The sequence below is a fragment of the Polaromonas sp. Polasp52 genome (genome assembly GCF_059491565.1).
The window spans coordinates 3,377,201-3,401,833 of the sequence record NZ_CP168513.1 but is presented as its reverse complement, the minus strand read 5'-3'; the positions used below and the strand labels follow the sequence as shown (position 1 = coordinate 3,401,833).

The window sequence follows — 24,633 nt, the reverse complement described above, 5'->3', positions numbered from 1 at the left end:
CCGCCATGCGCTACTCGCATTTGTTTGAGCCCATACGCCTGAACCAGGTCCTGCTGCGCAACCGCATCGTCAGCACCGCGCATGCCGAGGTGTATGCCGAAGGCGGCAACCCGACCGAGCGCTACATCCGGTATTACGAGGAAAAAGCCAAGGGCGGCGTGGGCCTGGCAATTTGCGGCGGCTCCAGCCCGGTGTCGCGCGACAGCCCCTGGTCCTGGTGGAGTTCCGTCAACCTGGCGAAGAACTCGGTCATCGAGCCTCTCGCCAAGCTGGCCGAGACCATGCACAAGCACGGCGCCAAGCTGATGATCCAGGCCACCCACATGGGCAGGCGCAATGCCTGGCACGGCTTCGACTGGCCGCACCTGGTCAGCCCCTCGGGCATACGCGAGCCGGTGCACCGCGGCAACGCCAAGACCATAGAGATCGAAGAGATACGCCGCATCGTGGCCGACTACGGCCGGGCCGCCAAACGCGTGAAGGATGCCGGCCTGGACGGCATCGAAATTTCCGCCGCACACCAGCAGCTGGTCGACCAGTTCTGGAGCCCGCGCGTGAACCACCGCACCGACGAGTACGGCGGCAGCCTGGAAAACCGCCTGCGCTTCGGCATGGAAGTGCTGCAGGCCGTGCGCGAGCAGGTCGGCGCCGATTTCTGTGTCGGCATGCGCATGTGCGGCGACGAATTCCATGAAGACGGCATCAGCCACGAGATGGCCAAGGAGATTGCCCAGGCCATGTCGGAAAGCGGCCTGATCGACTTCCTGAGCGTGGTCGGCTCCGGCGCGGATACCCACAACACCCTGGTCAACTGCATGCCGCCCATGGCGCTGCCGCCAGAACCCTTTGTGCACCTGGCCGCCGGCATCAAGTCGGTGTCCAAAGTTCCCGTCATGCACGCGCAAAGCATTCGCGACGCCTCGCAGGCCGAACGCATCCTGGCCACCGGCATGGTCGACATGGTGGGCATGACCCGCGCGCAGATCGCCGACCCGCACATGGTCATCAAGATCCGCGACGGCCGGGAAGACCAGATCAAGCAGTGCGTGGGCGCCAACTACTGCATAGACCGCCAGTACAACGGCCTGGACGTGCTGTGCATCCAGAACGCCGCCACCAGCCGCGAAGAAACCATGCCGCACACCATTGAAAAAACCACGGGTGTCCGCCGCAAGGTGGTGGTGGTCGGCGCCGGCCCGGCCGGCCTGGAGGCCGCGCGTGTGGCCCGCGAGCGCGGCCACGAGGTGGTGCTGTTCGAGAAAAACACCGTCGTCGGCGGCCAGGTGAACCTGGCGGCCAAGCCGCCCAAGCGCGAGCAGATGGCCGGCATCATCCGCTGGTTCGACATGGAGACCCAGCGCCTGGGCGTGCAGCGCCGCCTGGGCGTGGCGGCCGACATGGCGATGATCCTGGCCGAGCAGCCCGACATCGTGGTGCTGGCCACCGGCGGCACACCGCACATGGAACAAACGCCCGCCTGGGGCGCGGACCAGGGCCTGTGCGTGAGCAGCTGGGACATCCTGTCGGGCGCGGTCGCGCCGGGCGAAAACGTCCTGGTGTACGACAGCATCAGCACCCATGCGGGCACCGGCGCGGCCGACTTCATCGCCGCGCGCGGCAAGCTGGTGGAGATCGTGACGCCCGACGTCAAGGTCGCCGACGACGTGGGCGGCACCACCTTCCCGATCTTCTACCGCCAGCTGTACGCCAGCGGCGTGATCCAGACGCCCAACTTCTGGCTGGAGCGTGTCTACCGCGAAGACGACAAACTGATCGCCGTGCTGAAGAACGAATACACCGAAGCGCTGGAAGAGCGCGCGGTGGACCAGGTGGTCATCGAAAACGGCATCCTGCCCAATGACGGCCTGTACTGGCAGCTCAAGCCGCTGTCGCTCAACAAGGGCCAGACCGACATCGAGGCCCTGTACGACGCGCAGCCGCAGCCCGGCTTGAGCCAGGCCACCGGCAAGGGAGACTTCCTGCTCTACCGCGTTGGCGACTGCGTCTCCATGCACAACATCCACGCCGCGATTTACGACTCGCTGCGCCTGTGCAAGGACTTTTGAAATGCTCCCCCAGCTTGTAAGCGCCGTGTTCTGGCTGGCCGTCCTGGCCCTGGCCTGGGGCATGGGCAGGCGCGCGCTTATCTGGAAAACCGGCCGGCAGGCCAGCGTGGACCTGCGCGGGCTGTTGCAAATCCCCAAGCGCTACTTTGTGGACTTGCACGACGTGGTGGCCCGTGAGCCCTTTGTGGCCCGCGCCCATGTCGGCGTGGCCGGCGGCGCCATCCTGGCCCTGACGCTGGTCGCGCTGAACTACGGCCTGGGCCTGTACTTGCGGGTACTGGATGCGGCGCTGCTGCTGGCCGGGCTGATGATGCTCGCCGGTGCCATCGCCATGGCTTCGCGCCGCCGCAACGCACCGGCGCGCCTGTCCAAAGGCCCATGGAGCCGCCTGCCCTATTCGCTGATGCTGTTCGCGGCCGCCGTGGCCCTGGTCGGTGCAGTGGCCTTCACCGGCACCGCCCTCGCGCCCTGGCTGGCCGGCGTGGTCAGCCTGGCCTTCGCCGCCGGCGCGGCGGAACTCGCCCTTGGTATAGGCCTGGGCGGCCCGATGAAACATGCCGTCGCCGGCCTGCTGCACCTGGGCCTGCATCCCCGGCCCGAGCGTTTTGGTGACAAACGCTTCGCCACCGCCCTCAAGCCGCTGCGCCTCACCGCGGACGACATGGGCGTGGGCAAGCCCGCCGACTTCGCCTGGAACAAGCTGCTGTCCTTTGATGCCTGCGTGCAGTGCGGCAAATGCGAAGCCGCCTGCCCGGCCTTCGCGGCGGGCCAGCCGCTGAACCCGAAGAAGCTGATCCAGGACCTGGTCGTCGGTATGAGCGCCAGGACCGACGCCGGCTACGCGGGCAGCCCTTATCCAGGCCAGCCCATAGGCCAGCACGGTGGAGCGCCCGGCCTGCCCATCGTGAACGGCTTGATCAACAGCGAGACACTCTGGTCCTGCACCACCTGCCGGGCCTGCGTGCAGGAATGCCCCATGCTGATCGAACATGTGGATGCCATCGTCGACATGCGGCGCCACATGACCCTGGTGGACGGCGTGGTGCCGAACAAGGGCATGGAAGTGCTGGAGCAGCTGCGCGACACCGACACCGCCGGCGGTTTCCCGCTCAGCGCCCGGCACCACTGGGCGGCCGACCTGAATGTGCCGGTGCTCGATGCCGGCGGCCGGACCGACTGGCTGGTGCTGGTGGGCGAAGGCGGCTTTGACATGCGCTACCAGCGCACCCTGCGCGCCTTCATCAAAACCCTGCAAAAAGCCGGCCTGCAGATCGCCCTGCTGGGCGCGGCGGAAACCGACTGCGGCGACCTGGCGCGCCGCCTGGGCGACGAGCATGGCTTCCAGCGCCTGTCGCGCCAGCTCATCGCCACGCTGAAGGCCCGCCGCTTCCAGTACATCGTGACACCCGACCCGCATATCTTCCATTCGCTGAAAAACGAGTACCCGGCCATGGGCGGCGACTTCGACGTCTGGCACCACACCCAGCTGCTGGCCCAGCTGCTGGCCGAGGGCAAGCTCCAGCCCACGCGTGCCGGCAGCGTGGAGGCCGTGACCTACCACGACCCCTGCTACCTGGGCCGCTACGGCCGCGAAGTGGACGCGCCGCGCGCCGTGCTCAAAGGCATAGGCATCAAGGTCGTGGAGATGGAACGCAACCGCGAGCGCGGCCGCTGCTGCGGCGGCGGAGGCGGCGCGCCCTTCACCGACATTCCCGGCACCACGCGCATTCCCGATATCCGCATCGCCGATGCAAAACTTGCCGGCGCAGGCGTGGTGGCCGTGGCCTGCCCCAACTGCACCGCCATGCTTGAAGGCGTGGTGGGCCCGCGTCCCGAAGTGCTCGATGTGGCCGAGCTGCTGGCCCATGCATTGGAGGTCGCATGAGTACCGCGTACGCCCCTTCCGGCCCGCTGCGCCGCGTGGACCCGCGCCGGCCCGCCATCATCACGCCCGCGGGCCTGCGGCGCATTGTGCTGGGCAGCAGCGAGGGCGAACGCATCAGCGCAAACCGCCTCGATGCGCCGGTGGCCAAGGCCACGCGCAGCGCCGGCCCCTTTCACCGCGCCACCATGGTGGTGGCCCGCGCGGAGCGCGGCGCGCTGGGCGACGCGGCACGCCAGGCGGTTGCGGCGGCGGCGATCCTGGCCTCGGCCGATACCGAAGTCATCCTCGCGGTGCTGGGGCCCTGCCATGACGATGTGGCCGCGCTGGGCGCGGACCGCTTGCTGGTGGCTGAGGATTTTGAGGCGAACCGCTACCAGCCCGCGGCCTGCGTGCAATGGCTGCAAGGCCTGCAGGCCGCCTGGGCGCCCCAACACTGGCTGTTTGCCGACAGCGGGTTTGACGGCCAGCTGGGCCGCCGCTTTGCCGTCCAGGCCGGGCTGGGCCTGGCCTGCGGCGTGGTCGAGCTGGGGGCGGACAGCCTGCGCGTGCCCGCCGGCGCCGGCCAGGACTGGCTGCGCCCGCATGCCCAGGTCATGCTGCTGGCCAAGGGCGTGGCCAGCACCAAACTGCCTTTTGTCGGGCTCGGCGTGCGCGAACCTGCGCAGCCTGTGCCGGCTATTTCCGAGAACGGCATCGAGGACCTCGGTGTGCAGGCCGGGGACCCCAAGACGCTGGCGCTCGAGGAAGCCGACTTCATCCTGGCCGCGGGCAACGGCGTCACCGACCTGCCGCTGTTCCATTCGCTGGCGCTGGAAGTGGGCGCCGCCGTCGGCGCCTCGCGCGTCGCGGTGGACGACGGCCGCTTTGCGCGTGCCCAGCAAATCGGCGCCACGGGGAAAACCGTGTCCGCTTCTGCTTACCTGGCGCTGGGGATTTCGGGCGCGGTGCAGCACCTGCAAGGCATCAAGGATTGCCGCCACGTCATCGCGGTGAACCTCGATGCGTCGGCGCCCATCGCGCGCCGCGCCGACCTGACCGTGGTGGAAGACAGTGCGGCCCTGATGCGGGCGCTGCTTGAACTGGTGCGCCAGCAAAAGGAGGCCGCATGAGCGACATCACCGTACTCGTGGCGGCCCGCCACCATGCGGTCAGCGGCCGGCCCGTGCGCAGCCGCGCCGATGCGGCCGCGGCCGCCCTGGCCTTGGGTGTGTCGGGCGGCGTGCGGCTGCTGACGGCAGGCCCGCTGCCCGATGCGGTCGCCCGCGATTACCTGGCCCTGGGCGCGCCGCTGCTGGAAGTCCTGGAATGCGGCGAAGACGCCGACATCGCGGCACGCCTGCTGCCGGCCTTGCGCGATGTGCCCTGGGTATTGGCGGGAACCCGCTCCGAAGCCGAACACGGCACCGGCGTTTTGCCGTATGCCCTGGCGGCCGCGCTGCAGCGCCCCGTGGTCGCCGATGTGCTGGGCATACAAGCCGAAGGTTCCGCCTGGATCGTGACCCAGGCCCTGCCCAAGGGCGCGCGGCGCCGCCTGCGCGTGCAGGCACCGGCCGTGCTGGTGGTCAGTGCCGCCGCATCACCCACATTGCGCCATTCGCTGGCGGACGCCATGGCGGGGCGCATCGTGCGCAAGCCGCTTCAGGCGACCAAGCCCGCATCCGCATCCCCATCAGCCCCCGTGGGCCAGCGGGTTGCCGGCAGCAAGCGCCGCAAGCTGCTGGAGGCCCGCACCCAACAAAGCGGCCACGCCCGCATGCTGGGCGCGATCGAGTCGCCCTCGACGGGCGGCGCCGTGCTGCAGGCAGGCGACCCACACACCAAGGCGCAGGCGGTACTGGACTACCTGCGCACCCATTCTCTTGTTCATTTTTGACGAAACGCCCACTATGACAAAGACCCTTTCCGCGCAAACCCTGCTGACCCGTGAGCTGCTGGCCCGCCGCCGCCCAGGCTACAGCCTGGAGGCGCCGTTCTACCTCAGCGACACGGTGCTGCAGGCCGACATGGAGCACATCTTCGGCAAGCACTGGATCTTCGTCGCCGTCGAGCCGCAGATCGCCGAAGCCGGCGACTACATCACCGTGGACTTCGACAAGAACTCCATCCTGATCGTGCGCGACGACGACATGCAGGTGCGGGCCTTCCACAATGTCTGCCGCCACCGAGGCTCGCGCCTGTGCGCCAGCCGGCAGGGCGTGGTCGGCAACATCGTCTGCCCCTACCACCAATGGACTTACGACCTGACCGGCAAGCTGATCCACGCCAAACACATGGGCGATGACTTCGACGCCTCGGGCCTGGGCCTCAAGCCGGTGCATGTGCGCAGCCTGGCGGGTTTGATCTTCATCTGCCTGGCCGACAACCCGCCCGAAGATTTCGAGCAGATGGTGACGGAGATGACGCCTTACCTGGCGCCCCACCAGCTGAGCCAGTGCAAGGTGGCGGCCCAGGTCGACATCGTGGAAGACTGCAACTGGAAGCTCACCATGGAAAACAACCGGGAGTGCTACCACTGCATGAGCAACCACCCCGAGCTGACCATCTCCCTGTACGAGTACGGATTCGGCTACAAACCGGACGAGCACAACGCCGCCGGGCAGCAACAGTTCCAGGACATCATGGACGCCAGCCACAAACGCTGGGAAGCCATGGGCCTGCCCTCGGCGGAGATCGACACCCTGGACGACCGCGTGACAGGCTTTCGCACCCAGCGCCTGCCGATAGACCGCTCCGGCCAGTCGCAAACCATGAACGCAGAGGTCGCCTCCAAAAAACTGCTGGCCGACTTTGTCGACCCGGCGCTGGGCGGCCTGTCGTTCTGGACGCAGCCCAACTCCTGGCACCACTTCATGAGCGACCACATCGTCAGCTTCTCGGTGCTGCCGATCTCCGCCACCAAAACCCTGGTCCGCACCACCTGGTGCGTGCACAAGGATGCGGTGGAGGGTGTGGACTACACCGTGGAAAACCTGACCGCCGTGTGGAATGCCACCAATGCCCAGGACCGCCGCCTGGTGGAGGAGTCGCAGATCGGCATCGCCACCGGCGCCTACCAGCCCGGGCCGTATTCACCGTACACCGAAGGCCTGGTCGAAAAATTCTGCAACTGGTATGTGAACCGCCTCAGTGCCCTGACCCGGTAGATCCCGGTAGATCCCGGTAAACACCCGACTACATTCCCAGCGTTCTGGCCCATCCCCATGTCCACCTCTCTTCACGCTCCTGACTTCGCGGCGCCCGCCTCCCCGCCCTGGTCTTCCGACCGGGACGAAACCCTGCGCTGCGTCCAGGTGCGCCAGGAAACGCACGACGTCAAAACCTTTGTGCTCGCGGCGCAAGGGCCGCGCAGCTTTCGCTACCTGCCGGGCCAGTTCATCACGCTGGAGCTGGACATCGCGGGCAGCAGGGTCAACCGCTGCTACACGCTGTCCAGCACGCCCACCCGCCCCGACCTGGTGAGCATCACCGTCAAGCGCGTGCCAGGCGGGACCGTGTCCAACTGGCTGCACGACAACTTGCGCGCCGGCATGACGCTGGGCGTGATCGGGCCCTCCGGGGAGTTCAGCTGCTTCAAGGCGCCAGCGCAGCGTTACCTGTTCCTGTCCGGCGGCAGCGGCATCACACCCTTGATGTCCATGACCCGCGCGCTGCACGACCTGGGCAGCGATGCCGACATCGTGTTCGCGCATTGCGCGCGCAGCCCCGCGGACGTGCTGTTCCCCGAAGAGTTGACCCTGATGGCGCGCAACATGGCGCAGCTGCGGCTGGCCACGGTGTGCGAACAGCACACGCCGGGCAGCGCCTATGCCGGGCATATCGGTCGCATGGACGCGGCGCGGCTGGCCCACATCGCGCCCGACTTCCTGCAGCGCGACGTCTACACCTGCGGCCCGGCGCCTTTCATGGCGGCGGTGCGCCAGCTGCTGGCGGCAGCGGGCTACGACATGCGGCGCTACCGCGAAGAGAGTTTTTCGTTTGCCGACCAGGCGCAGCCCGAGGCGCAAGCGCAGGCGCAGGGCGACGGCGATGGCGACGCCACAGCCACACACAGCATCCAGCTGCAGAAGATGGGCCAGTCCTTTTCGTGCCGCGCCGACCAGACCATTTTGCAGGCGGCCACGGCCGCGGGCCTCCGCCTGCCGTCCTCCTGCAGCAGCGGTATCTGCGGCACCTGCAAAACCAAAAAGATATCCGGCCAGGTCGAGATGAAACACGCCGGCGGCATTCGCCCGCGCGAGATCGACCAGGGCTGGATCCTGCCTTGCTGCAGCAAACCCGTGAGTGATGTCGCACTGGATCGGTGAGCTCAAAAACGTGCATGCACCGAATCAAGAATCGCTTTGAACACGCATTGGAAGTTATGCAAATTTTTTTGGCGTTTAACGGCAGAAATCGAGGCCCTCCATGGACAAACCCTATAGCTTGAAACCCCTGCGCCCGACAAAATCGTGGCACGCTGCTTGCTCATAAAAAGAACCGAAACATGCAGCGAAATTTCCCCGGAGACATACGATGACAAAACCCAAGATCAGCGTCCGAAATCTTTACAAGATTTTCGGAAGCAATATTTCAGAAGCCGTGAAGTTGCTGGGGGAAGGCCTGAGCAAGGACGAAGTGTTTGCCAGGACCGGGCATGTCGTCGGCGTCAACAAAGTCAGCTTCGACGTCATGCCGGGCGAGATCTACGTGCTCATGGGTTTGTCGGGCTCGGGCAAGTCCACCCTGATCCGGCTCATCAACCGCCTGGTCGAGCCGTCTTCAGGCGCCATCAACATCGACGGTGAAGACATCACCGCCCTGCCGCAGTGCGACCTGGTCAAGTGGCGGCGCAAGCGGGTGGCCATGGTGTTCCAGTCCTTCGCGCTCATGCCGCACCGCAACGTGCTGGACAACGCCGCCTTCGGCCTCGAAATGGCGGGCACGCCGCGCAAGGCGCGCGAGGACCGGGCCATGCAAGTGCTGGCCCAGGTGGGCTTGCAGACCTACGCGGCGAAGTACCCTTCGCAGCTGTCGGGCGGCATGCAGCAGCGCGTGGGGCTGGCGCGCGCCCTGGCGGTGGACCCCGACATCCTGCTCATGGATGAAGCCTTCTCGGCGCTGGACCCGCTCAAGCGCGTCGAGATGCAAGGCCTGATGCTGGACTTGCAGCGCGAACAGCAGCGCACGGTGCTGTTCGTCTCGCACGACCTCGAAGAAGCCCTGCGCATAGGCACCCGCATCGCCATCATGGAAGGCGGCAACCTGGTGCAGGAAGGCACGCCCCACCAGATCATCACCCAGCCGGCCAACGACTATGTGCGGCGCTTTTTCGAAGGCGTGGACACTTCACGCTACCTGACCGCGGCCGACCTGCTGGACCCCGGCCTGAACGGCCACTCCTACAACGGCGGGCCGCGCCTGCCGTCCCACACCACCTTGCCCGAAGCCATGAAGATTGTGCTGGGCATGGACCAACCGGTGGGCGTGTTCGACGCCACCGACCAATTACTGGGCTGCATCTCCGCGCGCAGCCTGCTCGTCCGAATGGCTCAAGAGGCCCGCCATGTCTAATCTGCTTTCTCAAATCACCCAGGCTTCGCACGACGTCCTGCCCCTGGGCAAGTGGGTCAACGCCGGGGTGAAACACCTGCTGGACAACGGCGCCGCCGTCTTCGACTCGATAGGCGTGGTGGTCGAACAATTCGCCACGTGGGTCGAGATGGGCATGCTGGCCCTGCCCTTCTGGCTGGTCATCCTGGTGGCCACGGCAGTGGGCGTGCGCCGGCTGGGCTGGAAGTTCGGCGCCTTTGTGGCGCTGTCCCTGGCGCTGATCGTGGTCACCGGTTTCTGGCTGCAAACCATGGTCACCCTGGCGCTCACGCTCTCGGCCACCCTGATCAGCCTGTTTTTCGGGATACCGCTGGGCATCTGGTGCGCGCGCGCGCCGCGCGTGAACGCCTCGATACGGCCCATGCTGGACTTCATGCAGACCATGCCCGCCTTTGTCTACCTGATCCCCGCGGCCATGCTGTTCGGCCTGGGCCGGGTACCCGGCATCATCGCCACCGTGATCTTCGCCATGCCGCCCGTGGTGCGCCTGACCAGCCTGGGCATACGCCAGGTGAGCTCAGAACAAGTCGAAGCGGGCAACGCCTTCGGCTGCACCTCCACCCAGCTGCTGTTCAAGGTGCAGCTCCCGATTGCCCTGCCGACCATCATGGCCGGCGTCAACCAGACTATCATGATGGCGCTGTCCATGGTCATCATCGCCTCCATGGTGGGGGCGGGCGGCCTGGGCAACGACGTACTCGCCAGCATCCAGCGACTGGACATCGGCCTGGGGTTCGAGAGCGGGCTGGCGGTGGTGTTGCTGGCCATCATCCTCGACCGCCTCACCGAGAGTTTTGGCGTGGCCCGCGAGAGTAGCGACAGCTAGGTGTCACAAGGATCACTCCATGCCACGCGTTCCGGTTGAGCCTCCCGCGCCAAAAACAGTTGGCGCCGACGAGGTCAAGTCCAAAAAAGACGGCACCCATGTCGGCTTCATCCTGCTGCACGACTATTCGATGATCGCCTTTGCCAACGCCGTGGAAACGCTGCGCATGGCCAACTACATCAGCCGCCGCCCGCTGTACCGGTGGACCGTGGTCAACCCCGAACAGGCCAGCGCAGTGGCCAGCAACGGCCTGGCACTGGCAACAACCGGGGAGCTGGCCGAGCTGGCCGGCTGCGACATGGTTTTTGTCTGCGGCGGCGTCAACATCCGCAGCGTCACGAACGACGGCGTGCGCCAGCTGCTGCGCCGCTGCGCCGCCGGCGGCGCGGTCATGGGCGCGCTGTGCACGGGCTCCTTTGCCCTGGCCAGCGCCGGGCTGCTGGACGGCTACCGCTGCGCCATCCATTGGGAAAACCTGGCGGCCATCAGCGAGGAGTTTCCCAAGGTGCGCTTCGCGCCCGAGGTCTTCATTCTCGACCGCGACCGCATGACCTGCTCGGGCGGCACGGCCCCCCTGCACCTGATGCTGCACCTGATCCGCGGCGCCCACGGCGCCAAGCTGGTGATGGACATCTCCGAACAATTCATCGTGGAGCGGCTGCGCGCCAGCAACGACCGCCAGCGCATCCCGCAGCCCGAATGCATAGGCCCCGGTTACCAGCACCTGACGGAGGCCGCCGAAATCATGGCGGCCAACATTGAAGACCCCCTGCCCCTGGCCGAGCTGGCCGGCGCCGTCGGGCTCTCGCTGCGCCAGCTGGAGCGCCTGTTCCACCGCTACTTCAGCATCAACCCGGCGCAGTACTACATGAACCTGCGGCTGCGCCGCGCCCAGGAACTGCTCACGCACAGCAGCCACCCCATCATGCAGGTCACCGTGGCCTGCGGCTTCCAGTCGTCCTCGCATTTCTGCAAGGCCTACCGCAGCCTGTTCGGGCACGCGCCCAGCGAGGAGCGCCGCGGCAAGGTGGGCGAGAGCGAAGCGCGCACCAGGGCCTCGCGCAAGCGCGTGGTGCCCCTCAAACGCGCCGCCTGAAGCGCGCGCCAGCGGCCACGCGCCTGCCGCTGCGGGACAACTCCGCGTCGTTCCCAGCAAAGTTGCGCAGCCTCAACCTGTAAAAGTGCAGTGGTGCCGTAGCACCGCGCAATTTCACGTTGACAAGGAACGGGGCATGAAGCTGCAAGCAAGGACGCCCTCCTGCCTTTGAGATGCGACGCGCCGGATGCGGCAGCCAGGCAAGCCATTCCATACCAACACAAGGAGACCCAGAATGTCAGCTAATCGCGGTGTCGTCTACCTGCGCCAGGGCCAGGTTGAAGTCCAGTCCATCCCGTTTCCCAAACTGCTCAACCCGCTGGGCGGCAAGGCCGAACACGGCGTGATCCTGAAGGTGCTCACCACCAACATCTGCGGCTCCGACCAGCACATGGTGCGCGGCCGCACCACGGCGCCGGCCGGCCTGGTGCTGGGCCATGAGATCACGGGCGAGGTGCTCGAAGTCGGCCGCGACGTCGAAACACTGCAGCGCGGCGACATCGTGTCGGTACCCTTCAATGTGGCCTGCGGGCGCTGCCGCACCTGCAAGGAACAGCACACCGGCGTGTGCCTCAGCGTGAATCCCTCGCGCGCGGGCGGGGCCTATGGCTACGTCGACATGGGCGGCTGGATAGGCGGGCAGGCCGAGTACGTCATGGTGCCCTATGCGGACTTCAACTTGCTGAAGTTTCCCGATCGCGCACAGGCCGTCGAAAAAATCCGCGACCTGACCTGCCTCTCCGACATCCTGCCCACCGGCTACCACGGCGCGGTGACGGCCGGGGTCGGCCCGGGCAGCACGGTGTATGTGGCCGGCGCCGGCCCGGTCGGCCTGGCCGCCGCCGCATCGGCACGATTGCTGGGGGCCGCCGTCGTCATCGTCGGCGACATCAACCCGTCTCGCCTCGAGCATGCGCGCAAGGTCGGTTTCGAGACCGTCGACCTGTCCAAGGATGCCAGCCTGGGCGAGCAGATCGCGCAGATCCTGGGCACGCCGGAAGTCGACTGCGCCGTGGATGCGGTGGGCTTCGAGGCACGCGGCCACGGCCATGCGGGCTCGCAGACGGAAGCGCCGGCCGCGGTGCTCAATTCGCTGATGGAAGTCACGCGCGCCGCGGGCAAGATCGGCATCCCGGGCCTGTATGTCACCGAGGATCCCGGTGGCGTCGACAAGGCCGCCAAGACCGGCTCGCTCAGCCTTCGCCTGGGCCTGGGCTGGGCCAAATCGCACAGCTTCTTCACCGGCCAGACACCCGTCATGAAATACAACCGCGCGCTGATGCAGGCCATCTTGTGGGACCGCATCAAGATCGCCGATGTGGTGGGCGTGCAGGTGATATCGCTGGACGAGGCGCCCTCGGGCTATGCCGAGTTCGATGCCGGTGCGCCCAAGAAATTCGTCATTGACCCGCACAGGCAGCTGAAGATGGCGGCCTGACTGGCATGGATACGAGGCGGCGCCTCGTATCCATGCAAGAACCCAAACTCCAAAACTTTCTTTGTTCATGACCCCGGATACCAACACCCATTTCTGCCTGAACCTGGCCTGCGGCAGCGCCCAGGGCCAGGTCGCGGCCATCTCCGCCTTGTTAAACGAACATGGGGCGTATATCGAGCAGTTTTCGGTGTTTGACGACCACACGACCGAGCGCTTTTTTGTGCGCAGCGTTTTCAGCTTGCGCAGCCCGGTGGAAGTGCTGCGCGGCGCCTTCGCCGAGCTGGCAAAGGGTTTCCCGCAGGCGCAGTGGCAGCTGCATGACCTGGCGCAGCCCACCCGTGTGCTGGTCATGGTGTCCAAGTTCGACCATTGCCTGCGCGAGCTGATCGCGCAGTGGCGGCGCGGTGAGCTGAAGATGGACATTGTGGCCATTGCCTCCAACCATGCCGACCTGGCGCCCCTGGCCGAGGCCGAGGGCCTGCCCTTTCACCACCTGCCGATCAGCGCCGAAACCAAACCCGCGCAGGAAGAAAAGCTGCGCCGGCTGATCGCCGACACCGGCGCCGAATTTGTGGTGCTGGCCCGCTACATGCAGGTCCTGTCGGAAGGCTTGTGCCGGCAGCTGCACGGCCGGGTCATCAATATCCACCATTCCTTCCTGCCCGGCTTCAAGGGCGGCAAGCCTTACCAGCAGGCCCACGACCGCGGCGTCAAGCTGATAGGCGCAACCGCCCATTTCGCCACCACCGACCTGGACGAGGGCCCCATCATCGAGCAGTCGGTCGAACGTGTGGACCACGCCGATACACCGCAACACCTGTCGCAGGCGGGCCGCCTGGTGGAAAGCCTGGTGCTGTCGCGGGCCCTGCGTTTTGTGCTGGAGCGGCGGGTGTTCATCAACGGCATGAAAACCGTGGTGCTGCGTTAGGGCACACTGGCCCCGAACGGACGGGCTGATTCATCCACTCCCTCATTTCTTCCATTTTTTACCCAGGCGCACCGCGCCAGAAGATCCCCCACCATGGCTGTCAGTGTTTTTGATATTTTCAAGATTGGCATAGGCCCGAGCAGCTCGCACACCGTGGGCCCGATGCGGGCGGCCCATTTGTTCACCGAGCGTCTGGCGCACCAGGGCCTGCTGGCCTCCTGCGCGCGCGTGGAGGTCAAGCTCTACGGCTCCCTGGGCTCCACCGGCAAGGGCCATGGCACCGACAAGGCCGTGCTGCTGGGGCTGCAGGGGCATGACCCGGAAAACGTCGACGTGGAAGCCATTCCGGCGATGCTGGAGGCGATACGCAGCACGGGCCAGCTGCAGCTGGGGGGCCGGCACGCGGTGGCCTTCCGCGAGAAAGAGCACCTGGCGTTTTACCGCCGCGAGACCCTGCCCTTTCACCCCAACGGCATGCGCTGCATCGCGTATGACGCCGCGGGGGAGGAGCTGCTCAACCGCTGCTATTACTCGGTGGGCGGCGGTTTTGTGGTCAGCGATGAAGTGGCGGCCGACGGCAGCAAGCAGAAAGTGCTGGCACCCGACGTCACCGTGCTGCCCTACCCTTTCCACAGCGGCGACGAGCTGATGCAGCAATGCAAAAGCGCCGGCATCTCGATAGCCGAACTCATGCGCCGCAATGAACGCCATTGGCGCAGCGATGCCGAAATCGACGCCGGCCTGCACAGGATCTGGGACGTGATGCAAGCCTGCGTGGAACGCGGCTGCCGCACCCAGGGCGTCTTGCCCGGCGGCTTCAAGATCAAGCGCCGCGCCGCCGAGCTGCACCAGCGGCTGCGCTCCAACCCGGAGGCTTCGCTGCGCGACCCGCTGCAGGTGCTGGACTGGGTCAACCTCTATGCCCTGGCGGTGAACGAAGAGAACGCCGCGGGCGGCCGCGTCGTCACCGCGCCCACCAACGGCGCGGCGGGCATTGTGCCGGCCGTGCTGCACTACTACACGCGCTTCGTCGCCACGGCCACGCCCGGCGGCGTGATCGACTTCCTGCTGACCGCCGCCGCCATCGGCATGCTGTACAAGGAAAACGCCTCCATCTCGGGCGCCGAAGTCGGTTGCCAGGGTGAGGTCGGCGTGGCCTGCTCCATGGCGGCGGCCGCCTTGTGCGCCGTCATGGGCGGCACACCCGAGCAGGTCGAAAACGCGGCCGAAATCGGCATGGAGCACCACCTGGGGCTGACCTGCGACCCGGTCGGCGGTCTGGTCCAGATTCCGTGCATTGAGCGCAACGCCATTGCCTCGGTCAAGGCCATCAACGCGGCCCGCATGGCCTTGCACGGCGACGGCACCCACCATGTGAGCCTGGACAAGGTCATCAAGACCATGCGCGAAACCGGCGCCGACATGATGACCAAGTACAAGGAGACCGCGCGCGGCGGGCTGGCGGTCAATATTGTTGAATGCTAGTGTTTGAGAAAAGCATGGGTGAACGCGAACCATCCATGGCGCCGCGCTCCCGATGGACGGCCCGTGTCGAGTCGCTGCAGACACGGCTGCGCGTCGGCGTGTACGCGCATGAACACGAACCCCAGCCCATCCTGGTGAGCCTGCGCATCAGTGGGCTCGCAGAGGCATGCCCCGACAGCCTGGCCCAGTGTTTTGACTATGAGCCCATCTGCCGCTGGATGCTCGACGAGTGGCCGCTCAGCGCGCACACGCCTTTGCTCGAAACACGCCTCAACGAATTGGTGAGCCGCGTGTTTGCCGACAGCCGGATCACCGATGTCTGGGTGGGCCTGTACAAAACGCAAGCCATTCCCCAGGCCAGTCGTGTGGGGCTGGAGCGCGACATCACGCGGCTTCAGTTCGAGGAACAGCAGCGCCTGCTGGCCCTGTTGGCCCGGGCTTAACTCTGCAGGCCTGATTCGCGATCCAGCACCGGCACGGCCGGCCGCTTCCCATGCCGCGCCGCTGTCGAGTTTGGACAAATGCGCGTCCACTCAGCACCACTGCACGCAGCAAGGCCGCCCAACAATGGGCGCGGGCTCACAAATTTGTAATCTTTTGTGTTCATTGAACGTAGAGCCTGAGGAGTTTTTATGAACGTTATTTCGTACTCTCTGCTGGCTCGCGCAACTTGGACAGCTTGCGCCCTGACCGCCTTGACCACGCTGAACTGCCACGCGCAGACAAGCTTTGCCACCCCTGGGGCGCCCACCGCCAAGGTGATGCGCCTGGCCACGCTGGAATGGCCGCCCTACAACGGCCAGCTGCTGCCGCAGGACGGGCTCTCGACCCGGGTTGCCACCGTGGTGGCAAAGAGCGCCGGCTACCGCTTGATGAGCGCCTCCTCGGATTGGGCCACCACCGTGGAAAGGGGCGAGAAAGATCCCAATTACGAGGGCTACTTTCCCGTCTACTTCAACACCAAGCGGGAGCAAGCTTGCCACCTGTCCCAATCCATAGGCACCAGCCTGCTGGGCGTGGCGACATTAAAAGGCGCGCCCATCACCTGGAACACCATCTCTGACCTTGAACCCTACAAGCTCGGTGTGGTGGAAGGCTATGTGAACGGCGAAGCCTTCGACAACGCCATCAAGGAAAAACGCCAGGCCGTCGAGGCCGGCACCAGCGATGCGCAAAACGTCAAAAAGCTCAGAGAAGGCAAGGTACGCGGCATCGTCATCGACAAGAACGTGCTGAACTACACCCTGTCGCGCCTGGGCGGCGCCGAGCAAGTGGTCTTCAACCCCAGGCCCATCGCGCAGCTGACCCTCCATGTCTGCTTCAAGCGCAGCCCCGCGGGACTGGAGATGCGCGATGCATTTGATACGGCCCTCAAGAAGCTGGACCCGGCGCAGCTGGAAGCGGAGTACTTTCGGACTTTTCCGTTGATACGGTAGGCGTTGCTGGGCCCCGGCTATTGGCTCTCAATCCGCGTGGAATTAAGCAGCGTGTCCAGGCGGGCGGCCCGCTGGGTCAGCTGCTGTAGCGTTGCGCTGAAATCGCCGCCATCCTGGGGGCTTCCCATTGCCTTGGTCAGCGCCTGGAACAATGACAGGTCGGCCACGGGCCGCAACTGGTAGTTCGACGAAGCCTTGAACGCCGACAGGTCATACATATTCTTCAGCGTGGCTTTTTCGGCCTCGTCGCGGCCGTAGGCCAGGAAGAACTTCCGGATGCGTTGCTGCGTGGCCGCCGGCAGGTCCTTGCGGTACAGGATGGGGTCGTTGGGAATCAGCGGGGACTCCCAGATCACTTTCACGCGCGCCATCTTGTCCGGGAACTCCACCTTGTAGCGCAGCATGTCCGCGGTGTTGTTGGTCGCCAGGTCCACCTGGCCGTCGGCGACCGCGAGAAAATTGTCGCGGTGGCTGGTGCGGTTGATCTTCTTGAAGTGTTTCTCAGGGTCGATCTTGTTCTTGGCGAACACATAGTAGTTCGGCGCCAGGAAACCCGAAATGGACTCCTTGTTGCCGGCCCCCAGCGTGTAGCTGCCCGGGCGGCCTATCACCTCCGCCAGGCTCTGGGGCGCGGCGTCCTTGCGGGCCAGCAAGACCGAGCTGTAGCCGCGCGTTCCATCCATTCCAACCATCTGCGCAAACACCAGCGCCTGGTCGGCTTCCACCAGTTCGATCGCCAGCTTGTTGTTGACCCAGGCCACCTGCACCTGCCCACTCTTCAGGGCACCGGAAATTTCGGCGAAGTCTTTCGAAGCCAGAACCTGCACCGGCCGCTGCATCTCTTTGGCCAGCGCGTCGGTGAAAGGCTTCCAGTTCTCCACCATCTTCTCCACGGTATCGCCCGTGACGATAAGCCCCAGCGTCAAAGGCGCCGGGCTGTTGGCCGCGTGAACGGGGAACAGCCCCATCCCGGCCACGAAGGTCATGCACAAGGCCGCGCACAGGGCGCGCCGGATCCGGGAGGGCATCCCGGGGCAGAGACGATCAGGTTTCATTCAACACCTCCTGGCGGATGGGTGGACGGATGGATGGACAGGCGAACGAGCGGATGGGGCCGGCTTACTTGTTGCCAGCAGGGAGCGGATGAATGTCTTCCGGCTTGACGACGATCCAGTTCTTGTCGGCCGTGACCGGCAAGCCCAGCTCCTTCTGGCGTGCCGCGTTTTTGGTCCACATGTCGGTGATCTGTGTCATGTATTTGGCTTTGCGATTGACCCAGACGCGCACGCCGCCACGATCGATGTCCGTCCCGTGGAACAGCATGTAGCCGTCGCTGGTCGGTGTATCGCCCGCGACCAGGATGGGTTTTTTCCACTGGTCGATGTAAGTCAGGATGGCCGCATACTTGCCCGCCATCCAGGTGTTGGGCGTCCACAGGTAGGGATGCATTTGCAGATCCATGTTTTTGGCGGGATCGTATTTGCCTTTCTGGATTTGCAGGCGGGACGAGGTCAGTTCCTGGGTCTTGCGGTCTTTCAGCATGGTCGCGACGCCGATCACGTTTTGCGGCTTGACGTTGTAGCCGTACCGCGGGTCGGATGCCACCATGCGCACCAGTTCTTCATGCGCGGCGGTCATGATGTAGACCTCGATGCCGTTTTCCATCAAATGGTTCATCAGCTCGCGCTGGCCTTGGTAGATGCGCGGCGGCTCGATGGCTATGGTCTTGACCGTGTCGCCTTCATAGTAGGTCGCCGGAATCGGTTTGCCGTAAGCCATCAATTCATCGACGAAGCCTTTCAATTCCTTGAGCGTGTAGCCCGAGAAAATTTGCGCCACCCAGGGGTAACAGACCATGTCGTCGATTTCGCAGAGCCGGTAGTAATAGCTGTTCAGGCTTTCCTTGTTGCCGTTGACATCCTTGAACGGGATCAGCTTGAGCGAAGGGTCCATGTTCTCGCGCGTCAGCAGGCCTTTCATTTCCATGTAAGGCAGCAGGGACTCTTCCAGGTCGAAGTTGTAGCTCGTGTTGTCCATATCGAACACGGCGTACTCCCCCTTGTTCGCATGCGTCTTGACCAGGGCATTGAGCTTGGCCGCGGCATCGGCGGGCCAGTGTTTCAATTCGACGGCTGAACAACCGAAAGCGACACCGGCCAGCAGCAGGCCGGACAACAGCTTTTTAACTAAATTCATACAAACCTCCAGAGTTTTTTTGACGAGACTTCCAACAACTTCAGACAACTTTCCGATAACTTTCTCTTCGATGGTGATGCGCTCAAAGACCCAGGTGCTTGTTGACCGCCGCCAGCCCATCCTTGCCGTCAAAGGTGCTGACCTCGGCCAGCCACTTTTTGAGCACATCCGGGTTCTTCTTCAACCAATCGCGGGCCGCGTCGTTGGGCTTGACCTTGTTGGTGATGGGCACCATCACCTGGTTTTCCAGGTCGGTCGTGAATTGCAGGTTGCCGATCAGCCTGGCCGCGTTGGGGCAGCGCGCCTGGTAATCGGGGGTGGTCGCGGTGTACACCTTGGCTTCGCCGAAGTTCGGGCCGAACACGGTGTCGCCGCCTTCCAGGTATTTCATCTTGAGCTGCACATTCATCGGATGCGGTTCCCAGCCCAGGAACACAATCCATTTTTTCAGGCGCGACGCGCGCTGTATTTCGGACAGCATGCCGGCTTCGCTCGACTCGACCAGCTTGAAATCCTTCAGGCCGAATTCGTTCTTGTCGATCATGCGCTGGATCAAAAGATTGCCGTCATTGCCGGCTTCGATGCCGTAGATCTTTCCATCGAGCTCTTTGCGAAATTTCGCGATGTCGGCAAAGGTCTTCAAGCCGCCTTCAAACGCGGTGCTGTTGGCGGCCAGCGTGTATTTGGCGCCGGCCAGGTTGGGCTGGTCCAGCACCTTGACCTGGCCCGCCTTGACGAAGGGCTCGATCATGGGCGTCATGCTCGGGTTCCAGTAACCGAGAAAAACGTCGATCTGCTTGCTCTTGATGCCCGCGAAGGTAATGGGCACCGAAGCCAGCGTCGTCTTCGGCTGGTAGCCCAGGCCTTCCAGGACCACCGATGCCAGCCCCGTGGTGGCGGCGATGTCGCTCCAGCCGACATCACCGAAACGCACCGTGCGGCAGCTTTCCGCCTCTTTGGTGCCAGCCGGCGATTTGTTTTGTGCGCTTGCGGGGCCGGCGCAAAGGGCGAGGGCAAGAACCGCAGTCGGGCCGAGTATGTGCAGAGACCTCATGTCACGTTTTCCTGGTTGGATAGCGCATTTACAGGGACTGAAACAGGCCTGCCCACCGCATGCTTTTCTTGCCGTTCCCGCCGCAAGGCGAGTGGTGCATGCCGGTAAGCAGTGCTCTTCCGTTGACGAACTATAGGTTTAGGAAAACGGCCGATATTGACGTAATACGACTAACATATGTCGTATTACGTCAACCGGCTAACAGCGGCCCCAAATACCTTATAGGCTGTTTGTCAACGCATGGCGGGTCTCTATGAAGGAAGAAAACCGGGAGCGCACGTCGCCCAAAGCCACACCCGCGGCGCGCCGGGTCGGCTTGCTGCTGATCCCGCAGTTTTCCAACCTGGGCCTGGCCCTGGTGATGGAACCGCTGGTGCTGGCCAATTGGCTGATGCAACGCAAGCTGTTCGAATGGACCACGCTGTCGGTCGACGGTGCTCCGGTGATAGGGACACACGGCATGCAGGTGCCGGTGGACGCGGAGTTGTCTGATGACATGGAGTTCTCCGCGGTTTTTGTGATCGCCAGCTTCGAGGCCAAGAAGTATGCAAAGAACCGCAAGATCAAAAACTGGCTGAGGCGGCAGGCGGCCTTCGGCGCGGAACTCGCGGGCATAGAGACCGGCGCCGAAATCATGGCAGCCGCTGGTTTGCTGGACGGCTACAGCGCGGCGATTCATTGGGACAACCTGGAAGGCTTCCAGGAGCTGTACCCGAACGTCAATGCGAAGGACCAGTTTTACACCATAGAAAGACGCCGCCTGACCTGTGCGGGCGCCACGTCGACGCTGGACATGATGCTGCAGTGGATAGGCGAGCGCGAAGGCGCCGACCTGGCACACGAGGTTTCGCAGCACATGCAGTACACGCAGGTCCGCTACCCGACGGACTCCTTGCTGAGCAGCGCCAACAAGCGCCCCGGCGAAGGCAGCAGGCATGTTCAGGCCGCGATCAACCTCATGCAGGAAACCGTGGGAGAGCCCGTGCCCTGCGACGAGATCGCAACCCGGGTCGGGCTGTCGCGGCGCCAGCTGGAACGCCTGTTCCAGCACTACACCTCGCTGCCGCCGCTGAAGTACTACATCAACCTGCGGCTGGCGCGCGCGCACAAGCTGCTGCAGCAAACCGACATGAGCGTGGCGCAAGTGGCTGTCGGTGCCGGCTATTCGTCGCTGGAACATTTCTCGCGCGTCTACCGGGACAAGTTCGGCTGCCCGCCCCGGGCGGACCGGCTGCAGTCCGTGCAGGCGCCGGTGATGCGGCGCGCCGTTTCACCGGCGCGCAAATAAACTTCCCACCGCCGCACACCGCTTGACGGGCTTGGTGGAGCCCGGAAATTTGCGCCATCGCGTGGTCGTAATACATCAAGAGCGCAGCATCCCCTGAACCTATAGTGAGCCGTCAAGGCAATCGACCCATCGGCGATTGCACGGCGAAACATCGGAACAAGGTGAGCTCGTGACGACCCCAACACTACGCAACTACATAGGCGGCGCTTACCAGGCCAGCACTGCTTCGGAAACACTGGAAAACCTGAATCCGGCCACGGGCCAGGTCTTGTGCCGCGTCGAACTGGCGCTTGCGCCGGAGCTCGAGCGTGCGATCGAGGCGGCACAAGCCGGGCTTGCCACATGGTCGGCGATGACCGGCGCGGAGCGCGGCCGCATCCTGTACCGGGCGGCGCAACTGCTGCGCGCGCGCAACCGCGAACTGGCCGAGCTGGAGGTGGCGGATTGCGGCAAGCCGATCCAGGAAGCCGAAGTGGTCGACGTCGCCAGCGGCGCCGATTGCATGGAGTACTTCGCCGGCCTGGCGCCGACGATTCACGGCCACCATTACGGACTCAAGAACGCTTTTGCGTACACGCGGCGCGAACCCCTGGGCATTTGCGTCGGCATAGGCGCCTGGAACTATCCCTTGCAGATCGCCTGCTGGAAGTCGGCGCCGGCCCTGGCCTGCGGCAATGCCATGATTTTCAAGCCCTCCGAATTGACGCCGCGCAGCGCCGCCAGGCTCGCGGAAATCTACACCGAGGCCGGTGTGCCGGACGGCGTGTTCAATGTGCTGCAGGGCGACGGCCGCACCGGCCGGCTGCTGGTGTCGCACCCGGCGGTGGCCAAGGTGTCGCTCACGGGTTCGGTGGGCACCGGAAAAGCCGTCATGGCGGAAGCCGCCAAAACCCTGAAGCGCGCGACCATGGAGCTGGGCGGCAAATCGGCGCTGCTGGTGTTCCCCGATGCCGACCTGAGGCAGGCGGTGTCCGCCGCGATGCTCGGCAATTTTTATACGCAGGGCGAGGTCTGCACCAACTGCACGCGGGTCTTTGTGCATGAGGACATCCACGAGGCGTTTCTGGAACAGCTGCAGGCGCGTACCCGAAAGCTGCGCATCGGCGACCCGATGGACCCGGCGACGCAGGTCGGCGCCCTGATTTCTCGCCCGCATATGCAGCGTGTGCTCAGCTACATCGACAAAGGCATCGCCGAAGGCGCGCGGCTGGTCGCCGGGGGCAAGCAGCTCAAGACCGGCGCGCTGGCTGAGGGAAATTTTGTTGAGCCGACCATTTTTGCCGATTGCCGGGACGACATGAGCATCGTGCGTGAAGAGATTTTCGGTCCTGTGATGTCGGTGCTGCGATTCAGTGATGAGGCGGAAGCGGTGGCGCGCGCCAACGATACGCGCTTCGGCCTGGCAGCCGGCGTGTTCACCGGCGACCTGGCGCGCGGGCACCGGGTGGCGGCGCAATTGCAGGCGGGCGTGTGCTGGATCAACAACTACAACATCACGCCCATCGAGATGCCATTTGGCGGTATCCGTGAGTCGGGCATCGGCCACGAAAACAGCATGGTGACGATTGACTATTACACGCAGTTGAAGAGCGTGTACGTCGAGCTGGGTGAAGTGGCTTGCCCTTACGAATAGGAATGCCCGGCGGCAAGCTGGCTCCCGATCAGGAATTCACATGAAACAAGAACAATACGATTACATCATCGTCGGCGCCGGTTCAGCCGGTTGCGTCCTCGCCAACCGCCTGAGCGAGGACGAAGGCGCGCGCGTCCTGCTGCTGGAAGCCGGCCCGGCGGACCACAGCATCTTCATCCACATGCCGTCGGCCTTCGCTTATCCGCTGGCCAACGACAAGTACAACTGGTTCTATGACACCGAGCCGGAACCTTTCATGAACCAGCGCCGCATGCACTGCCCGCGCGGCCGCGTGCTCGGCGGCTCGTCGTCGATCAACGGCATGGTCTATATCCGCGGACATGCGTTTGACTATGACGCCTGGGCCGGCATGCCCGGACTGGCGCAATGGTCTTACGCGCACTGCCTGCCTTACTTCAAGAAATCCGAAACCCGCCTGAAAGGCGGCGACGCCTATCGCGGCAAGGACGGCCCCTTGTATGTCTCCACCGCGGCCTGCAAGAACCCGCTCTACCGCGCTTTCATCGAGGCGGGGCAACAAGCCGGCTACCCCTACACCGAGGACATGAACGGCTACCAGCAGGAAGGCCTGGGTCCCATGGACATGACGGTCTACAAGGGCCGCCGCTGGAGCACGGCGCAGGCCTACCTGCGCCCGGCGGCCAGGCGCGGCAACCTGCGCGTGGTGACGCGCGCGAGAGTCACGCGGGTCTTGTTCGAGGGCACGCGCGCGACCGGTGTCGAATACGCGCAAGGTTCGCGCCTGCATCAGGCAGGCGCGGCGCGCGAGGTGATCCTGTCCGGCGGCGCAATCAATTCGCCGCAGCTCCTGATGCTGTCCGGGATCGGCAAGGCGGAGGAACTGCGCGCCCTGGGCATCCAGCCGCGGGTCGACCTCCCGGGTGTCGGCCAAAACCTGCAAGACCATCTCGAGGTCTACGTGCAGTACGCCAGCAAGCAGCCGATCACCCTGTACAGCGCGATGAACCCCCTGGCCAAACTGAAGATCGGCGTGCAATGGCTGTTCGCCGGAAAAGGCCTGGGCGCGACCAACCATTTCGAATCCGGCGGTTTTATCCGCAGCGCGGCAGGGGTGGCGCATCCGGACCTGCAATACCACTTTTTGCCGATGGCGGTCAGCTACGACGGCAGCGCACCGGCCACACAGCACGGCTTTCAGGCACATGTCGGGCCGATGCGCGCGACCAGCCGCGGCCATATCACGCTGCGCTCGGCCGACCCCAAAGCGCATCCACGCATCCTGTTCAACTATATGCAGACCGAGCAGGACCGCAAGGAAATGCGCGCGGGTGTGCGCCTGACGCGCGAGATATTTTCCCAAGCGGCCTTCGAGCCTTTCCGCAATGGCGAAATCTCGCCCGGTGCCAAGGTCCAGACCGATGCCGAGATCGACGCCTTCATCCGCGACAAGGCCGAAAGCGCTTTTCATCCGTCCTGCAGCTGCCGCATGGGGACCGATCCGATGGCGGTGGTGGACGGCGCCGGCCGCGTGCACGGCATCCAGAACCTGCGCGTGGTGGACGCCTCCATCATGCCCAATGTCGTCAGCGGCAACCTGAATGCGCCGACCATCATGATCGCGGAAAAAATTGCGGACCTGATACGGGGCCGGTCACCGTTGCCGGCGCAGGCGGCGCCGGTCTATGTGGCGGCAAACCACGCGACCCACCAGCGTTGAGCACGCCTGGCCGG

At 64.7% G+C, this 24,633-nt stretch carries 20 protein-coding genes; 17 read left to right on the top strand and 3 right to left on the bottom strand.

All coding sequences use genetic code 11. The features are described 5' to 3' along the window. Window positions 1-5 precede the first annotated feature (5 nt). The 14 genes from ACEN9P_RS15815 to ACEN9P_RS15750 all read left to right on the top strand — a co-directional run bounded on the left by ACEN9P_RS15815 (window position 6) and on the right by ACEN9P_RS15750 (window position 16,749). Window positions 6-2,066, top strand: coding sequence for an oxidoreductase (locus tag ACEN9P_RS15815; protein WP_495619780.1), 2,061 nt, complete (start codon window positions 6-8; stop codon window positions 2,064-2,066). Between the two features lies 1 nt (window position 2,067). Continuing rightward, window positions 2,068-3,951 carry a (Fe-S)-binding protein gene (locus ACEN9P_RS15810; RefSeq protein ID WP_495619779.1) on the top strand — a complete coding sequence of 628 codons (1,884 nt, stop codon included), beginning with the start codon at window positions 2,068-2,070 and terminating at the stop codon, window positions 3,949-3,951. Next, window positions 3,948-5,060: an electron transfer flavoprotein subunit alpha/FixB family protein gene (locus tag ACEN9P_RS15805; protein ID WP_495619778.1), complete on the top strand. Its 1,113-nt coding sequence runs from the start codon at window positions 3,948-3,950 to the stop codon at window positions 5,058-5,060. The genes ACEN9P_RS15810 and ACEN9P_RS15805 overlap by 4 nt, the downstream gene beginning before the upstream one ends. Further along, the gene (locus ACEN9P_RS15800; RefSeq protein ID WP_495619777.1) at window positions 5,057-5,824 is read left to right on the top strand and encodes an electron transfer flavoprotein subunit beta/FixA family protein; all 768 of its coding nucleotides are present in this window, start codon (window positions 5,057-5,059) and stop codon (window positions 5,822-5,824) included. The genes ACEN9P_RS15805 and ACEN9P_RS15800 overlap by 4 nt, the downstream gene beginning before the upstream one ends. Window positions 5,825-5,837: 13 nt before the next feature. Next, window positions 5,838-7,094 carry an aromatic ring-hydroxylating oxygenase subunit alpha gene (locus tag ACEN9P_RS15795; protein ID WP_495619776.1) on the top strand — a complete coding sequence of 419 codons (1,257 nt, stop codon included), beginning with the start codon at window positions 5,838-5,840 and terminating at the stop codon, window positions 7,092-7,094. 57 nt (window positions 7,095-7,151) lie between these two features. Further along, on the top strand, window positions 7,152-8,255 hold the full coding sequence (locus ACEN9P_RS15790; protein ID WP_495619775.1) for an FAD-binding oxidoreductase: 1,104 nt from the start codon (window positions 7,152-7,154) through the stop codon (window positions 8,253-8,255). A 208-nt stretch (window positions 8,256-8,463) separates the two neighbouring features. Continuing rightward, entirely contained in the window at window positions 8,464-9,501 is a 1,038-nt protein-coding gene (locus ACEN9P_RS15785) for a quaternary amine ABC transporter ATP-binding protein (RefSeq protein WP_495619774.1), read from the top strand. After that, complete coding sequence (locus ACEN9P_RS15780; protein WP_477664405.1) at window positions 9,494-10,366, top strand: ABC transporter permease; 873 nt, start codon at window positions 9,494-9,496, stop codon at window positions 10,364-10,366. The genes ACEN9P_RS15785 and ACEN9P_RS15780 overlap by 8 nt, the downstream gene beginning before the upstream one ends. A gap of 19 nt (window positions 10,367-10,385) precedes the next feature. Further along, window positions 10,386-11,462, top strand: coding sequence for a GlxA family transcriptional regulator (locus tag ACEN9P_RS15775; RefSeq protein ID WP_413325359.1), 1,077 nt, complete (start codon window positions 10,386-10,388; stop codon window positions 11,460-11,462). 235 nt (window positions 11,463-11,697) lie between these two features. After that, the gene (fdhA, locus tag ACEN9P_RS15770) at window positions 11,698-12,900 is read left to right on the top strand and encodes a formaldehyde dehydrogenase, glutathione-independent (protein WP_495619773.1); all 1,203 of its coding nucleotides are present in this window, start codon (window positions 11,698-11,700) and stop codon (window positions 12,898-12,900) included. A 67-nt stretch (window positions 12,901-12,967) separates the two neighbouring features. Continuing rightward, a complete protein-coding gene (gene purU / locus ACEN9P_RS15765; protein WP_495619772.1) occupies window positions 12,968-13,828 on the top strand; it encodes a formyltetrahydrofolate deformylase in 861 nt (286 codons plus the stop codon). 93 nt (window positions 13,829-13,921) lie between these two features. Beyond that, window positions 13,922-15,313, top strand: a complete 1,392-nt coding sequence (locus tag ACEN9P_RS15760; RefSeq protein WP_477712324.1) for an L-serine ammonia-lyase — start codon at window positions 13,922-13,924, stop codon at window positions 15,311-15,313. A gap of 14 nt (window positions 15,314-15,327) precedes the next feature. Further along, window positions 15,328-15,756, top strand: a complete 429-nt coding sequence (locus ACEN9P_RS15755) for a dihydroneopterin aldolase (RefSeq protein ID WP_495619771.1) — start codon at window positions 15,328-15,330, stop codon at window positions 15,754-15,756. 189 nt (window positions 15,757-15,945) lie between these two features. Next, window positions 15,946-16,749 carry a substrate-binding periplasmic protein gene (locus ACEN9P_RS15750; protein WP_495619770.1) on the top strand — a complete coding sequence of 268 codons (804 nt, stop codon included), beginning with the start codon at window positions 15,946-15,948 and terminating at the stop codon, window positions 16,747-16,749. Window positions 16,750-16,766: 17 nt separating this feature from the next. Here the strand turns inward: ACEN9P_RS15750 and phnD are convergent, their stop codons facing one another. The 3 genes from phnD to ACEN9P_RS15735 form a co-directional block, all read right to left on the bottom strand. Then, the gene (gene phnD, locus ACEN9P_RS15745) at window positions 16,767-17,804 is read right to left on the bottom strand and encodes a phosphate/phosphite/phosphonate ABC transporter substrate-binding protein (RefSeq protein WP_495619769.1); all 1,038 of its coding nucleotides are present in this window, start codon (window positions 17,802-17,804) and stop codon (window positions 16,767-16,769) included. Between the two features lie 64 nt (window positions 17,805-17,868). Continuing rightward, window positions 17,869-18,945: an HAD family hydrolase gene (locus tag ACEN9P_RS15740; RefSeq protein ID WP_495619768.1), complete on the bottom strand. Its 1,077-nt coding sequence runs from the start codon at window positions 18,943-18,945 to the stop codon at window positions 17,869-17,871. Between the two features lie 82 nt (window positions 18,946-19,027). Continuing rightward, entirely contained in the window at window positions 19,028-19,999 is a 972-nt protein-coding gene (locus ACEN9P_RS15735; RefSeq protein WP_495619767.1) for a choline ABC transporter substrate-binding protein, read from the bottom strand. Between the two features lie 253 nt (window positions 20,000-20,252). Between ACEN9P_RS15735 and ACEN9P_RS15730 the strand changes: the two genes are divergently transcribed. The 3 genes from ACEN9P_RS15730 (at window position 20,253) to betA (ending at window position 24,619) form a co-directional block, all read left to right on the top strand. After that, window positions 20,253-21,287 carry a GlxA family transcriptional regulator gene (locus ACEN9P_RS15730; RefSeq protein WP_495619766.1) on the top strand — a complete coding sequence of 345 codons (1,035 nt, stop codon included), beginning with the start codon at window positions 20,253-20,255 and terminating at the stop codon, window positions 21,285-21,287. Between the two features lie 169 nt (window positions 21,288-21,456). Then, complete coding sequence (gene betB, locus ACEN9P_RS15725) at window positions 21,457-22,920, top strand: betaine-aldehyde dehydrogenase (RefSeq protein WP_495619765.1); 1,464 nt, start codon at window positions 21,457-21,459, stop codon at window positions 22,918-22,920. A 40-nt stretch (window positions 22,921-22,960) separates the two neighbouring features. Continuing rightward, window positions 22,961-24,619, top strand: a complete 1,659-nt coding sequence (gene betA, locus ACEN9P_RS15720) for a choline dehydrogenase (protein ID WP_495619764.1) — start codon at window positions 22,961-22,963, stop codon at window positions 24,617-24,619. The last annotated feature ends 14 nt before the right edge of the window (window positions 24,620-24,633 follow it).

What these genes read in the sequence shown, in the direction of transcription:
- ACEN9P_RS15815 (WP_495619780.1), top strand. Translation starts at nt 6, where the DNA reads ATGCGCTACTCGCATTTGTTTGAGCCCATACGCCTGAACCAGGTCCTG.
- ACEN9P_RS15810 (WP_495619779.1), top strand. Translation starts at nt 2,068, where the DNA reads ATGCTCCCCCAGCTTGTAAGCGCCGTGTTCTGGCTGGCCGTCCTGGCC.
- ACEN9P_RS15805 (WP_495619778.1), top strand. Translation starts at nt 3,948, where the DNA reads ATGAGTACCGCGTACGCCCCTTCCGGCCCGCTGCGCCGCGTGGACCCG.
- ACEN9P_RS15800 (WP_495619777.1), top strand. Translation starts at nt 5,057, where the DNA reads ATGAGCGACATCACCGTACTCGTGGCGGCCCGCCACCATGCGGTCAGC.
- ACEN9P_RS15795 (WP_495619776.1), top strand. Translation starts at nt 5,838, where the DNA reads ATGACAAAGACCCTTTCCGCGCAAACCCTGCTGACCCGTGAGCTGCTG.
- ACEN9P_RS15790 (WP_495619775.1), top strand. Translation starts at nt 7,152, where the DNA reads ATGTCCACCTCTCTTCACGCTCCTGACTTCGCGGCGCCCGCCTCCCCG.
- ACEN9P_RS15785 (WP_495619774.1), top strand. Translation starts at nt 8,464, where the DNA reads ATGACAAAACCCAAGATCAGCGTCCGAAATCTTTACAAGATTTTCGGA.
- ACEN9P_RS15780 (WP_477664405.1), top strand. Translation starts at nt 9,494, where the DNA reads ATGTCTAATCTGCTTTCTCAAATCACCCAGGCTTCGCACGACGTCCTG.
- ACEN9P_RS15775 (WP_413325359.1), top strand. Translation starts at nt 10,386, where the DNA reads ATGCCACGCGTTCCGGTTGAGCCTCCCGCGCCAAAAACAGTTGGCGCC.
- fdhA (WP_495619773.1), top strand. Translation starts at nt 11,698, where the DNA reads ATGTCAGCTAATCGCGGTGTCGTCTACCTGCGCCAGGGCCAGGTTGAA.
- purU (WP_495619772.1), top strand. Translation starts at nt 12,968, where the DNA reads ATGACCCCGGATACCAACACCCATTTCTGCCTGAACCTGGCCTGCGGC.
- ACEN9P_RS15760 (WP_477712324.1), top strand. Translation starts at nt 13,922, where the DNA reads ATGGCTGTCAGTGTTTTTGATATTTTCAAGATTGGCATAGGCCCGAGC.
- ACEN9P_RS15755 (WP_495619771.1), top strand. Translation starts at nt 15,328, where the DNA reads ATGGGTGAACGCGAACCATCCATGGCGCCGCGCTCCCGATGGACGGCC.
- ACEN9P_RS15750 (WP_495619770.1), top strand. Translation starts at nt 15,946, where the DNA reads ATGAACGTTATTTCGTACTCTCTGCTGGCTCGCGCAACTTGGACAGCT.
- phnD (WP_495619769.1), bottom strand. Translation starts at nt 17,804, where the DNA reads ATGAAACCTGATCGTCTCTGCCCCGGGATGCCCTCCCGGATCCGGCGC.
- ACEN9P_RS15740 (WP_495619768.1), bottom strand. Translation starts at nt 18,945, where the DNA reads ATGAATTTAGTTAAAAAGCTGTTGTCCGGCCTGCTGCTGGCCGGTGTC.
- ACEN9P_RS15735 (WP_495619767.1), bottom strand. Translation starts at nt 19,999, where the DNA reads ATGAGGTCTCTGCACATACTCGGCCCGACTGCGGTTCTTGCCCTCGCC.
- ACEN9P_RS15730 (WP_495619766.1), top strand. Translation starts at nt 20,253, where the DNA reads ATGAAGGAAGAAAACCGGGAGCGCACGTCGCCCAAAGCCACACCCGCG.
- betA (WP_495619764.1), top strand. Translation starts at nt 22,961, where the DNA reads ATGAAACAAGAACAATACGATTACATCATCGTCGGCGCCGGTTCAGCC.